Annotated in this window: 11 protein-coding genes; 1 reads left to right on the top strand and 10 read right to left on the bottom strand. The window is 39.4% G+C overall.

Annotated features, from left to right (window positions below):
- Positions 1-13 precede the first annotated feature (13 nt).
- Positions 14-478 (top strand): heteropolymeric bacterioferritin subunit Bfr, encoded by a 465-nt coding sequence (gene bfr, locus AOLE_RS01610; RefSeq protein ID WP_000678123.1) that lies wholly within the window; start codon positions 14-16, stop codon positions 476-478.
- Positions 479-522: 44 nt separating this feature from the next.
- On the opposite strand, the gene AOLE_RS01605 is transcribed toward bfr, so the two are convergent.
- The 10 genes from AOLE_RS01605 to AOLE_RS01560 all read right to left on the bottom strand — a co-directional run bounded on the left by AOLE_RS01605 (position 523) and on the right by AOLE_RS01560 (position 14630).
- Positions 523-2151 carry a PglL family O-oligosaccharyltransferase gene (locus AOLE_RS01605; protein WP_013196708.1) on the bottom strand — a complete coding sequence of 543 codons (1629 nt, stop codon included), beginning with the start codon at positions 2149-2151 and terminating at the stop codon, positions 523-525.
- A 91-nt stretch (positions 2152-2242) separates the two neighbouring features.
- Complete coding sequence (gene tfpZ, locus AOLE_RS01600; RefSeq protein WP_013196707.1) at positions 2243-2977, bottom strand: TfpX/TfpZ family type IV pilin accessory protein; 735 nt, start codon at positions 2975-2977, stop codon at positions 2243-2245.
- A 77-nt stretch (positions 2978-3054) separates the two neighbouring features.
- The gene (locus AOLE_RS01595; protein WP_013196706.1) at positions 3055-3537 is read right to left on the bottom strand and encodes a pilin; all 483 of its coding nucleotides are present in this window, start codon (positions 3535-3537) and stop codon (positions 3055-3057) included.
- 346 nt (positions 3538-3883) lie between these two features.
- Positions 3884-4444, bottom strand: coding sequence for a TPM domain-containing protein (locus AOLE_RS01590; protein WP_013196705.1), 561 nt, complete (start codon positions 4442-4444; stop codon positions 3884-3886).
- Positions 4438-5514, bottom strand: coding sequence for a TPM domain-containing protein (locus tag AOLE_RS01585; RefSeq protein ID WP_013196704.1), 1077 nt, complete (start codon positions 5512-5514; stop codon positions 4438-4440). The genes AOLE_RS01590 and AOLE_RS01585 overlap by 7 nt, the downstream gene beginning before the upstream one ends.
- A gap of 24 nt (positions 5515-5538) precedes the next feature.
- A complete protein-coding gene (locus AOLE_RS01580; protein WP_013196703.1) occupies positions 5539-6129 on the bottom strand; it encodes a LemA family protein in 591 nt (196 codons plus the stop codon).
- Between the two features lie 130 nt (positions 6130-6259).
- Entirely contained in the window at positions 6260-7147 is an 888-nt protein-coding gene (locus AOLE_RS01575) for a metal-dependent hydrolase (protein ID WP_013196702.1), read from the bottom strand.
- A 176-nt stretch (positions 7148-7323) separates the two neighbouring features.
- Positions 7324-8745 carry an FAD-dependent oxidoreductase gene (locus tag AOLE_RS01570; RefSeq protein ID WP_013196701.1) on the bottom strand — a complete coding sequence of 474 codons (1422 nt, stop codon included), beginning with the start codon at positions 8743-8745 and terminating at the stop codon, positions 7324-7326.
- Between the two features lie 69 nt (positions 8746-8814).
- Positions 8815-13290, bottom strand: coding sequence for a glutamate synthase large subunit (gltB, locus tag AOLE_RS01565; RefSeq protein ID WP_171056840.1), 4476 nt, complete (start codon positions 13288-13290; stop codon positions 8815-8817).
- 461 nt (positions 13291-13751) lie between these two features.
- Positions 13752-14630, bottom strand: coding sequence for a hypothetical protein (locus AOLE_RS01560; protein WP_005300981.1), 879 nt, complete (start codon positions 14628-14630; stop codon positions 13752-13754).
- Between the last annotated feature and the right edge of the window lie 13 nt (positions 14631-14643).

Below are 14643 nucleotides of genomic sequence, written 5' to 3'. Positions count from 1 at the left end.
TGGAGTAGCTACAATGAAAGGCAATCGTGATGTCATTAATCAGCTCAACCAAGTGCTGTATCATCATCTAACTGCAATTAATCAATACTTTTTGCATTCACGCATGTTTAATGATTGGGGAATTGAGCAGCTTGGCTCTGCTGAATATAAAGAATCCATTCGCCAAATGAAGCATGCAGACAAAATTATTGAACGTATTTTATTCTTGGAAGGTTTACCTAATCTTCAGCACTTAGGCAAACTTTATATTGGTCAACATACAGAAGAAGTTCTGCAATGTGACATTCGTAAAGTGAAAGAAAATATAGAAGCGATTCAAAAAGCAGTTGCACTCGCTGAAACAGAACAAGACTATGTGACTCGTGATCTTGTTCAAGAAATTTTAGAAAAAGAAGAAGAATATTGGGACTGGTTAGATACCCAAATTGACCTTATCGGCAGCGTTGGTATTGAAAATTACATCCAGAGTCAAATGTAATTTCTCATAAAAAAAATCCCCTTGAATACAAGGGGATTTTTTTATTACTTTTCTTTTAATAACTCTGGTAGCGTTATTTTTTGCTTATAGAGATGCTGTAAAATAAATATTTGCTGCTCTGCTTGCTCTACTTTTCCATTATAAGCTAGTAATTTTGCATATTTACGTAAGTTATAGGGAGTAGGTTTATTCTTTACGAAATTTTCCCAATGAACTAAGTCAGCTTCGGGTAATGCAGTTTCAGAATTAAGTTCAATCCATTTTAAACGCTCTTCAAATTGCGTTAAAACAAAAATCTTACTGCTTCCCATAAATTCAGCATTTGGACGCTTATTATTAAAAAGCAAATTACTATTTAGAACATACACATTGTAATCACGTAAAATCGCAATAATCAGTAGTAAACTTGTAACCCATATTAAGCGGAAAAGTTGTTTATTAAGCACAATTCCTTTGAGTACTGGACTCTGTGCTTGAATAACACCAAGTAAAAAACCACAAGTAAGTAAGAAATAAGCATAGCGCTGTGGGAACTCTAACATGGCATGAGTAAGCACGGTACATACCATCATAATCGCTACAATCGAGATGGTATTTTTAGCTTGTTGATTCAGCCAAAGGAACCAACACGTAAAGTAAGCAATGATTACAGCAGCTAATGGAATGCCATTCCAAATAATTAAATCAAGCAATACATTATGGGCACTAGTCGTCCACTCTCCTGTCGGAAAAGCAGGATAAACAGTAATTTGTGCCACACTGGTTTGATTCCAGCCATATCCCAACCAAGGGTGCTGCTGCACAGCAAGCAACATTTGCGACCAGATATTAAAACGCAAATACCCAGAGCTTGCTCGTTCCACCAAAGTGCTTGCTTCGGTTACATTTGTACTAGACCATGCTTCAATTAGATTCGTTACAATGGGTAGAATTTCCCCTGCAACTACAAAAAAACCCACACACCACAAAAGGCTTTGAATAAATCCAAAACGTTTTTGCTGTTTAAATTGCTTAATCAGCCAATAGACGAATAAAAATGGGAAAACAATCCATGAGGTGCGTGATTGACTCAATGCAACCGCGAACAAAATAATCAGTGCTGAAGGTAGTAACAACCAGATTGTTACTTTATTCTTTTCATATAAATACAAACATCCTAATAATCCAATAATTAAAAAGGTTGCCATATTATTAGGTTGGCCAAAATTACCGTAAGGACGATTACCTAGCAACTTAAGCACATAAGGAATATAAGACTCGATATTCAACCATTGGCAAATTGCAATAAAGCTAGTGCCAATAGATACAATAATTACGAGTAAACTAAAACCCGAAAAGATTTGATCACGCTTTTGTTGATCTAAAGATAAGTTGTAACCAGCCAAGACCATAAACCAAAAACCTAGCAAGTAAAATGAACTTAATAAGGCTGTGCTCAGATCAAAAACTAAACCAAAACTCCACTGCACTATCGGAATTAAACTAAATGGCAGCAACAATAGCTGTGCTCTGGGAATTTTTATATTTTGTTGAATTAAGGCGGCTAATACGCATAATCCAGCCCCAAAAGTACTCACTTCACTAGAGAACATGACCCAAGGGCTATAGTGAAATGGAGATAACCATGCAAAACCTAACAGAATTGCAGCGAGGAATAGGAAGAATATTTGCATAGTGACAGGTTAGAGGCTAAAACTTAAAAGAATTATACATGGAAGAGAATAATAAGAATTGAGTTCTATTAATATCCATTCATCCAACGTGTCACTTCCAAGGTCTTAGATCCACAATTTTAACAACCTGAGCAGAGCTTTTATTCATCAAAACAACCATATCTATAGCATTCGCTTTTAAAGGAATCCAAGCATCAGCTGATGGATATTTTTTTAGTATTTCTTTTACTTGCTGCTTAGAATTATATTTTTTTAGTTCATTTAAGTTTTGAGCACGTTTTTGTATTTGTAGTTTTACTTGAGCTAAACTTACGTAACGCTCAGGTCGTTGCGCTAAAGAAACACCGCCAAGTAGTTCTTCAAACATATTCTTGCTACGTTCATCATTATTTTTAGCTATTTGGACAGCTGCAAACTTTGGACTAAACCATGAAGGAGTCTTAAATTGTGCTTGAGTTTTTTGAGTATTAGTCTCAATAATTTCATTATTACGCACGAGTTCAAATCGATCTACGTTATACACCAACCACACAGGGCGGCCTTGTGCAATACTATATAAACCGTAACTTAATGCAGAAAGTTGAATTAAAATGATCACAACAAGATCAAATTTAAGTGTTTTTTTGCCTTCTTTATAGACAACAAAGCCAAGAACAGGCCCCAATACTACATCTATTGCAACCATCATTAAAAAAATATGAGTAACACCAACAGCTTGTGCTAATGGCTGCGGATACCAGATAAGGAAAACCCAAGCAATGATTATTAAAGCCAGTAAAATAGAAATAGATAAATGGCTAAAGAAAAATTTTAGGCGTTTGGTCATCTCGAGAAACTCATGCTGATTTTTATATTTCAAATAAAAAAGACTGGCTAACCAGTCTTTTTAAAAGTACTTAATTATTAATATGTACCTTGGCAAGAACCTGGTAAATATTTGTTTGGCATAGGATTTGTTGCTGCAGGTCCACATTTCCAACCTTGAATCGTTTTACCACCATCAGTAGTTGCTACTAATGCAGTAGTAGCGCTCATCATTGGCGTTAAATCAATAGCATTATGGGTAGCATCTGTTTCACCACTCATATTAGTTTCATTACCTACTACCGTGATTACACCTGCGTTAGAAGCAGAACCACTAGCAACCATTTTAGTTGCTGTTATTGTACAGCTTGAACCCAAAGCTGTACCTAAATCTTTAACTGGTGAGTTTTGAACGATATCGGTAATTGTACTACGGCATGAAGACGCAGCTAAAATAACCTCTGAAACACGCGCTTTAACTGTATAATTTTGATATGCAGGTAAAGCAACTGCCGCCAAAATACCGATAATCGCAACCACGATCATCAATTCAATTAACGTAAAACCTTTTTGTGCACTCATAGCCTTTTCCCCAAAGATTGTATGTATGTTTTTATATAAGCTTTTTCAGCTCTCAACTATATAGCAGCAACCATGCCAACTTTTATTTTACTTATAAAACAAAAGCTTATATTTATTTTAAAATTTAATTAATCTAAAATCACTGTAAATAACTGACAAAAATCGTCACATAACTTTTGATTACAACAGATCACATATCAAAAAAAATAAACAAAACTTATCAAAATTTATATTTATTTTGTGAACAAATTCTCTTTAAAAATAAATAAATAGGTGACATTTTTTGTCAACCACCTTAAGAAATAAAATTTTAAAATTATGAGATATAGAACTTTTAGAAAATAACTTAATTAATAATAATGGGAGCATTTCCCAATTCATTGGATTGATCGGGCATGTTTTCATCATAAAAATGTGACAATACCTCTCCAATTTGCTGCACACCCATCACGATAGCTTGTTGATATTGTTTTTGTTTAAGTTTTTGAACAATAGACTCACAAATCTGCTGCCAGACCTGATCGTTAGTCGCATTTCTAATACCTCGGTCAAATATAACTTCTACAGTACGTTCACATAAATTTAGGTATAACAATACGCCGCTATTTAATGCAGTATCCCAAACGCCCAACTCTGCAAATAACTGCTGTGCTCTTAAACGTGTATTTTGTCTATAGGCTTGTGAACATGGAATATGGCCTTCAATTACCACCTGTATCTCGCCAACATGTCCATGTTCTGCTCGCTGTACAGCATCGGCAATAATTTGCTTATCTTGTTTTGAAAAATAACGACTACTGGCCGGAAAATAGCATAAATGTTTAAACCAACGTTTTAGGCTTGGCTCTACAGATTCCTCAATTTTTGGCTGAGTAATAATTTGTGTTGTTTCTGATGTTGTTACCATGAGCCTGAAGCACCTCCACCGCCAAAACGACCTCCACCACCACCATAGCCACCACCACCGAAGCCTCCTCCACGGCCACCACCGCCAGAACCACTTAGAATGGCCTGTAAAATAAGTTGGGCAATAGAAGTAATGAGTAAAAAGAAGATTCCAAAACCAAGTAATAAGCTAGTCACTAGACCTGCGCCATTTACAAAACCTGCTACCGCGGCAGCAACACCTGCAGTAGATGCACTAAGAGGTCGTCCTACAATAAATGAACCCACAATTCCAGCAACAAGAATAAATAAAGCCATTGTCAGGGTTGTTTGTTTGGCTTGTTGCTCTTCCGCAGCTTGATGTTGGCGTTCTTTTAAATCTTGAGCAGCTTGCTGAGCGACTTCTGGGTCAAGATTTAAAATCCTTCCAATTTCATCAAGACCTGCATTTAAACCTTGTGCATATTGGGCTTGTTTAAAATAAGGTGTAATTTGGTTTCGAATAATCCGACTTGCCACAATATCAGGCAATACGCCTTCTAAACCATATCCAGTTAAAATTTGTATGCGGCGATCATTCACCGCAACTGCAATGAGTAATCCGTTGTCACGTTTAGATGATCCTAATTGCCACTGCTCACCCACTCGTAATGCATAATCAAAAATATCTTCTTGACCCGTAGTTGGGACAATAACGACACCAATTTGCGCTTTGCCTTGTTGGTATAAACTTAGAATTTTTTGGTCAAGCTGCTGTTTCTCAGCTGCACTTAAAATGTTAGCTTGATCAATAACAGGCTGATTTAAAGTTGGCAAACCACGAATTGATTCACCGTCTGCCATATCGTTAGAGACTTTAGGCGAGGCAACAACACTTGAAGCAGCTTGTTCACCTGTCTTAGACGCAGTGGCTTGATTTTGCTGTTTTTGAATGATTTTGCCCGCTACTACTGCATCGGTCTCATCAGTAGCAGTTGCAATATTACTTTCACTCCATGCCGTATTCTGAAAAAGAACACCACAACAGAGCAAAATTAAGGTCGCAATAAAGACCTTAATTTGCTTAGACTGAAGCAATATAATATTTCTCATACAGCACTCCTTTGATTTATTAAATTAATCAAAAGAAACTTTTGGAGCCTGTTGTGCAGAAGCTTCTGCAGAGAAATTGGCTTTAGGATGCATACCAATTACTTTTGCGGTCACTGCTTGCGGGAACTGGCGTACATATCCGTTGTAATCTTGCACTGTTGTAATATAACGATTACGTGCAACTGCAATACGGTTTTCTGTACCCTCAAGCTGAACTTGTAATTCCTGGAATTGAGTATTGGCTTTCAAATCTGGGTAGTTTTCAGACACAGCAATCAATCGAGACAATGCCCCTGTTAATTGACTTTGAGCCTGTTGATATTTCTCAAGTAAAGCTGGATCTTCTAGAACTTCTTTATCAACTTTTAAACCTGCAACATTCGAGCGTGCCTGTGTTACTTCGGTTAATACTTGCTCTTCATGTTTAGCATAACCTTTTACCACATTTACAAGGTTTGGTACCAAATCTGAACGACGTTGATATTGGTTTTGTACTTCAGACCACGCTGCTGTTACAGCCTCATCTTTTACTTGTAGAGTGTTATAGCCACATCCCGAAAACAGTAAGGTACTGGCAAGTGTCGTTGCGATTGCAAATTGTTTCAATGTTTTCATCGTCACATTATCCTCAAGTTTTTCTTTATATTTTTGACCTCTTTACCCGATTGTATGATGAATTTGGCATTATTGTGTTGCTTTTATTTTATTGATTTTTAAAAACCGGATTTTTAAATCCAGTTTTCTATTAACTTAATCTTTGATGTTTTTCTTGTTGAAAACTTGCCATTTGATATTCTTCAGCTAAAGAACTTTTCCAGTAATCGACCATCTTGTCGTAATCCTTTTGACTAGGATGAAAATCTTTTTTGTAATATGCAAAGTATTCAGGCATTAATTGGACAAGCATCTTTATCAGCAAATATGACCCAAATAAATTACCTCCGATTTTAGGTAAGCTGTTCCATTTATCTTGCCAAAATAAACGAGTTGTCCCATAAAAAGCCAGACTCGCAAACCCAGTAGTGACGCTACGCATGAGTAAACGACGAATACGGTCATCTCCATATACATGTTGATAGACATCGAATGCGACTGAACGATGCTCAATTTCTTCAATCGCATGCCATACCCAAAGTTTTAACGCATCTTGATCTAACGTTTTTAACAGCTCTGGATGTTGTAAGACATATGCTCCAAGGAGAGCTGTAAAATGTTCAAAAGCACAGGTAAGTGCTAATTGCAGCTTAGGTGGAATCGTTCTTAAGTATTTATCCCGCTCATTTAACCAGTTTTGAAAACTATCCAGATTATAATCATCACGGCGCCAAGCTTCATTAAACTCTCCATGTGCTTTTGAATGCATAGCCTCCTGTCCAATGAAAGCTGCAATTTGCGCTTGTAATTGAGGGTCTGAAACTTTATCACGCACATTACGTACGCTATTTACGAAAAACTGCTCACCTACCGGAAACGTCGATGAGAGTGCAGTTAAAAAATGAGACATGAGGGGTGAATTTGCAAAATAGTGCCGCTTGATCGCTTTTGGATTAAATTCAAGACGACGCACTGTAATACCCAACGCTTTTCGACGATTTAAATATGATTTTTCTGCCGTCATACCTGCGATGTTCATACTCAACACCTATTGTATTGAAGAAGGAAGTTTTGAGTATGTCGCGAGCTTAAAAAGCTAAAAAGGGCAAAAAAGCTTATTATATTTGCCAAAAACATCAAAGTGACTAATGGTAGACAATAAAAAAGCCTACTTGAAGTAGGCTTTTTTATTGAGTGTTTTAACAAATTAATTTATTAAACACCAAGGTAATCCAAAATGCCTTCAGCAGCTTGACGGCCTTCCCAAATCGCGGTTACGACTAGATCTGAACCACGCACCATATCGCCACCAGCAAAGATTTTCGGGTTTGATGTCTGGAATTTGAATTCTTGTTTTTCAGCTGCGACAACACGACCTGAACCATCAAGACTAATATTCGCGTTACCAAACCAATCCGCTGGGCTTGGGCGGAAACCGAATGCAAGTAAAACTGCATCGGCTGGTAATACTTCTTCAGAACCTGGAACAGGTTCAGGACTACGACGGCCACGACTATCTGGCTCACCCATTTGGGTCGTTACCACTTTTACGCCTGTCACTTTGCCATTTTCACCAACGATTTCGATCGGTTGACGATTGAATAGGAATTTTACACCTTCTTCATAGGCATTTTTTACTTCACGTGCAGAACCCGGCATGTTGCTTTCATCACGACGGTATGCACACGTTACATCATGAGCGCCTTGACGTAATGAAGTACGGTTACAGTCCATCGCTGTATCACCACCACCAAGTACAATCACCTTTTTACCATCTAAGCTGATGTACTCACTTGGATCTTTTTCCCAACCTTGGCAGCGGTTCACGTTAGAGATTAGGAAATCAAGAGCATCATAAACGCCATTAAGATCTTCACCCGGGAAACCACCCTTCATGTAGGTATAAGTTCCCATACCCATGAACACCGCATCATATTCTGCAAGTAATTCATCAATGGTTACATCTGTGCCAATTTCAGTATTTAAACGGAATTCGATGCCCATACCTGTGAAAATTTCACGGCGGCGTTTCATCACATCTTTTTCCATTTTAAATTCTGGAATACCAAATGTAAGTAAGCCACCAATTTCAGGACGCTTGTCGAATACAACTGGTTTAACACCACCGCGAGCTAGAATATCTGCACAGCCTAAACCAGCAGGGCCAGCACCAATAATGGCAACTTTTTTGTCAGTCCATTTTACGCCTGACATATCTGGACGCCAGCCCAAAGCAAAGGCTGTATCGTTGATATATTTTTCAGCATTACCAATGGTTACTGCACCAAAACCATCATTTAAAGTACAAGCACCTTCACATAAACGGTCTTGTGGACATACGCGACCACATACCTCAGGTAGTGTGTTGGTTTGATGGCAAAGCTCAGCAGCCTGGAAAATTTGGCCTTCAGCAATGAGTTTTAACCAGTTTGGAATGTAGTTATGTACAGGACATTTCCATTCACAATATGGGTTACCACAACCTAAACAACGGTGAGTCTGATTCGTAACTGTTTCCGATGTAAAAGGTTTATAAATTTCCACAAATTCTGCTTTGCGGACAGTAATATCTTTTTTCTCTGGATCTTGGCGTGCTACATCCAGAAATTGAAAGTCATTATTTAGGCGTTCTGCCATGTCTCTCTCCGTGGGTAGGCGCGGTTTTCACTGTTGTCCGCACCTGCCTATGTCGTTGCAGTCGTGGAATTATTGTGGATCAGCTTGTGTTGTTTTCAAAAGCGTTTGTAAATTAGCAGCCTTTGGTTTCACAAGCCAGAATTTACGGCTGTAGAAATCGAACTCATTGCGGATCTTATAAGCCCAGGCACTACCTGTTTCTTTAATATGCTCATCGATAATACGCAACAAGAACTCTTTATGATCTTCCATAGATTCTGTTGAAATACGATTTAAATCAATCAATTCGTGGTTGTAGTAATCTACGAAGTCATTGTCCAGGTCAAGTACATAAGCAAAACCACCAGTCATGCCCGCGCCAAAGTTATGGCCTACTTTACCAAGTACAGTCACAACACCACCTGTCATATATTCACAGCAGTGATCGCCAGCACCTTCAATTACAGCAAATGCACCAGAGTTACGAACTGCAAAACGCTCACCCGCTGTACCCGCTGCAAAAAGCTTACCGCCAGTTGCGCCATACAAACAGGTATTACCAATAATTGCTGTGTTTTGGGTTTGGAAAGGTGAACCTTTTGGTGGGAAAATTGAGATACGACCACCTGCCATACCTTTACCCACATAGTCGTTTGCATCACCTTCAAGACGGATGTGTAAACCACCCGCGTTCCATACACCAAGTGACTGACCAGCTGTACCAGTTAAGTTCATCACTACTGGATGTACTTCCATACCTAAGTTGCCATAGCGACGAGCAATTTCACCAGACACACGAGCACCGATCGAGCGGTCACAGTTCACAACATTGAAGTCGAACTGACCACCTGCGCTTGATTCAATTGCAGGAAGCATTTCAGCAACCATTTTCTCAGCTAACACACCTTTATCAAATGGTGCATTCCCCTGTACTTCACAGTACTGTGCTTTACCGTCAGCAGATGGATGAGAAGTTAACAATGCACTTAAATCTAGGTGAGCATGTTTTTCAGTTTCACCCGGTAATACTTCGAGTAAATCAACACGGCCGATTAAGTCTTTCAATGAAGACACACCTAATGCTGCCAACCATTCACGTGTTTCTTCCGCAATAAAGTGGAAGAAATTGATGAGCATTTCTGGTTCGCCAATGTAGTGCTCTTGACGTAAGTGATCTTGTTGAGTTGCAACACCAGTCGCACAGTTGTTTAAGTGGCAAATACGTAGATATTTACAACCTAACGCAATCATTGGGGTTGAACCGAAACCAAAGCTCTCAGCACCTAAAATTGCTGCCTTGATCACATCAAGACCAGTTTTTAAACCACCATCAGTTTGTACACGTACTTTGCCACGCAAGTCATTTACACGAAGAGCTTGATGCGCCTCACTTAGACCTAACTCCCATGGAGAACCCGCATGGTGAATAGATGAAAGTGGAGATGCAGCAGTACCACCGTCATAACCAGAAATGGTAATGAAGTCTGCATATGCCTTCGCAACACCAGCTGCAATTGTCCCTACACCTGGCTCAGATACCAGTTTTACCGAAACCATTGCTTGCGGGTTAACTTGTTTCAAGTCAAAAATTAACTGAGACAAATCTTCAATTGAGTAAATATCATGGTGTGGTGGAGGTGAAATCAGTGTTACACCCGGCACTGAGTAACGTAAACGTGCAATTAAACCATTTACTTTACCGCCCGGTAACTGACCGCCTTCACCTGGTTTTGCACCTTGAGCAACTTTAATTTGCAATACTTCAGCAGAAGTTAGATATGCAGGCGTTACACCAAAACGACCAGATGCGATCTGTTTGATTTTCGAGTTACGAATTGTGCCGTAGCGAACAGGATCTTCACCGCCCTCACCAGAGTTTGAACGACCACCAATCGTGTTCATCGCAATTGCAATCGCTTCATGCGCTTCTGGAGAAAGAGCACCTAAAGACATCCCTGCAGAGTCAAAACGAGGCAAAATGTCTTCAACTGATTCAACTTGCTCAACTGGAATCGAGTTCGTTGTTTTTAACTTAAATAAGTCGCGAATAGTTGCTACTGGACGGTTATTCACCAGCTCAGCATATTCTTTAAAGTGTTCGTATTTACCTGAGCGAACCGCTTTGTGTAATGAGTTAATCACATCTGGGTTAAACGCGTGATACTCTTTATCAAATACGAATTTAAGCAGGCCACCTTGATCAATTGGTTTACGATTTGACCATGCTGTAGCAGCTAATTTTTTCTGGTCTTTTTCAAGATCAGCAAATGTTGCACCCTGAATACGACTTGGAACACCCAAGAAGCACTGATCTACAACTTCAGATGATAAACCCACTGCTTCAAAAAGCTGACCACCACGATACGAAGCAACGGTAGAGATACCCATTTTTGAAAGAACTTTTAATAAGCCTTTCTCAATACCTTTACGGAAGTTTGCTTGAGCATGGATTGGATCACCTAAAAGCTCACCTTTCGCAATCAAATCATTAATTACGTCATATGCAAGGTATGGGTAAACAGCGGTTGCACCGAAACCTAGTAATACCGCAAATTGATGCGGATCACGTGCAAAACCAGTTTCAACCATGATGTTTGCATCAGTACGTAAACCAGTTTTAATGAGGTAATGATGTACTGCCCCTGTTGCAAGCGCTGCGTTTGCAGGCAAGAAACCTTGGCGAATATTTTTATCAGTTAAAACAATTAAAGTTTTACCCTCACGAACCGCTTGCGCCGCTTCTTCACAGATACGTGTAATCGCAGCTTGCAAACCTTCTTCTTCAGCATAGTTCAAATTGATGTCAACAGACGCATACCCTGCACGATCAATACTACGGATTTGCTGCATTTTTGAGTTAGACAGAACAGGGCTCGAAATAATGATTCGATCTGCGTGCTCTGGACCTTGCTCAAATACATTCTGTTCACGACCTAAACAGGTTTCGAGCGACATTACAATCGATTCACGTAGTGGATCAATTGGCGGGTTTGTTACTTGCGCAAATTGTTGACGGAAATAATCAGTCACATGGCGTACTTGACGAGACAATACAGCCATTGGCGTATCATCACCCATAGAACCTACAGCTTCCTGACCACTTTCAGCAATAGGACGCAACAACTGGTCGCGCTCTTCAAATGTCACCATAAACATTTTTTGAGCTGCTTTTAAAGCATCACCTGTTAAACCTTGATCAACTAATTGTTCTTCAAGTTCAGGATTAGCATTGAGGCGAATTGCATGATCACGTAACCACTCACGGTACGGACGCATATTTTTCAAATGAGTACTAACATCTTTAGTATCAAGTACTTTACCTGTTAAAGTATCAACTACTAAAATTTGACCAGGGCCTACGCGACCTTTAGAAATAACATCTTCAGGTTCATAACCCCACACACCAATTTCAGATGCCAAGGTAATGTAATCATTTTTGGTAATGACCCAACGTGCAGGGCGTAAACCATTACGGTCAAGCATACAGATGGCATGACGACCATCTTGAATTACTAAACCTGCTGGACCATCCCAAGCTTCCATATGCTTAGAGTTGAACTCATAGAATGCACGTAAGTCTGCATCTAAAGTTTCAACGTTTTGCCAAGCTGGTGGCACGAGCATACGCAATGCACGGAATAAATCCATACCGCCACCAACCAAGATTTCAAGCATGTTATCTAAGCTTGAAGAGTCTGAACCAGTACGGTTCACAATTGGGTTAAGCTCAGTTAGGCCTGGTAACAATGGGTTTTCAAATTTAGGCGTACGTGCCAATGCCCAGTTACGGTTTGCTGTAATAGTGTTGATTTCACCATTATGCGCAAGGTAACGGAATGGTTGAGCCAAAGGCCAACGAGGTAAAGTGTTGGTCGAGAAACGTTGGTGGAACACCACGATATGTGATTTTAAACGTTCGTCTGCCAAATCTGTATAGAACTCAGCAATTGCAGCCGGCATCATCAAGCCTTTATAGCTGATCACTGTCGAACAAAGCGTAGTCACATAGAATGACGGATCATTTTGTAATTGTTGTTCTGCACGACGACGTGCCAAAAATAGTTTACGGTTAAACTCAACTTCAGTTACACCCATTGGACAGTTCACAATGACCTGTTCAAAAGCAGGTAAAGATTGAAGTGCAATTTCACCTAGTGCATCATTATTTGTAGGGACAACACGCCAAGCCAATACGCGTAAGCCATCAGCCTCGATTTCTTTAGTTAAAATATTTTTAGAGTGCTGCGCTAATGCCGGATCGACATTTAAAAATACCGTTCCTACAGCAAAAACTTCGCTAAGTGTAATATCGCTTAGTTTTTTTGCTTCATCACGGAAAAATTGCTTTGGCATCGCCAATAATAAGCCGCAACCATCTCCCGTCTTGCCATCTGCGGCAATACCACCACGGTGCGTCATGCAACTTAAACTGTGAATCGCGGTTTCTACAAGATGATGACTTGATTCACCCTTCATATGGGCAATCAGTCCAAAACCACAGTTATCCTTAAACTCATCAGGTTGATATAAACCTTGAGCGGGAGCTACAGTATTAGGCGATGGCATGTGCATAGCGTACCCTTCTTTCAATAAGGCTCTTTCGAGCGTCAAACAAACAACTTATTTCTGCGATATTGCCTACGGACGATAGTTAGCTCAATGTTTCGCAAAAAAAAATTTTGGGCTGATAAGCCAATATACGCTGTTCCATTTTTACGTACACTGGTTTTTGCTAGAAAAATGTTTTGACTTATTTCGCACTCTTTTAAAGCAGCTCGACCCCACGACTCTGCATAGACTTCACTCTTTAGAGCGCCAAAATAGTTAGCAGTACATTAATAAGCACAAGAATAAAGCAAAAACTATGCCAATATGATTTTTAAAGCTTAAGTGTTTATATTTCTTAAAAATAGATCAGTTTTATTCAGGCTATCATTTTAATAAATGACCAAATATGCACCACACTTGATCAAAAATTATATATATCTTTTGTTATTGCACTATATTTGTGCACATTATTCTTATCCTTAGTTCCCTCTTGTGCCCTCATTTGTTGCATTTTTAGGAGTAGTTTCAATTTCACGATTTTGCTGAGTCTTTTTAGAAGCATCTGCAGAATTGGACTGATGTACATCCACAACATTTCCTTCAGCATCTCGGCGAATAATGGTCGTTCGAGTTGTAGAGTTCGTTGCTGGAGCAGCCACTTTCGGCTGCGTACTTGTCGCACCGTTTACACCTGCGCCCATGAGCAAAGACTCATCAATTTTAGGCAAAGCCGCTGGACGTAAACGCACTTCATAAGTTTGGCTAATGCCACCTTTCATTTCATCTGCACCCAAGTCATTAACTAGTGGTACATAAGTAGAAAATTGTTGTGGTTGTGGCTTAATTGATTCAGGCAAATCAAGATTCAGTTGCGTTAACTGCTGAATTGCATCCTCAGAACGCTTAAATACACCATATGTCAAAACATATTGTTCAGATTGCTTCTCTCCACTTAATCGGAAGTAGATAAATTTATTTCGGTCTGAACGATTCTTTAAAAAGTTTTTAATAATATCTTCGTCAGATGCACGGAATAACTCAAGCGTCCACTGTTTCTTGTTTTCGTTAATAAATTTTGTACCGCGAAACTCTGCTTCATGCTGACCTGAAGCAACTGTGCGAGTCGTTAAATCAAGAGGCCTAACCTCATCGGCTAAAGCCCCTAAGTTAGCCGTTGTTGCCACTTTTTCTGGCTGAATTTGCACAGGTGCTTCTGAATCAGCAGCTTTTTCAACTTCTACAAGCTTCTTACTATCCGTCATTACCCAGAAAAGAAAAGCCAGAAACAAGCAGACGATACCACCCACCAACCAGATATATTGTTGAACATTCTGCCAAAGTGTACGTGATACAGTCATGTGTTACCTTAAT

It is taken from the genome of Acinetobacter oleivorans DR1, from assembly GCF_000196795.1.
GTDB lineage: Bacteria > Pseudomonadota > Gammaproteobacteria > Pseudomonadales > Moraxellaceae > Acinetobacter > Acinetobacter oleivorans.
Note: the sequence above shows the minus strand (reverse complement) of the source record. Positions and strands in the feature narration are given on the sequence as shown.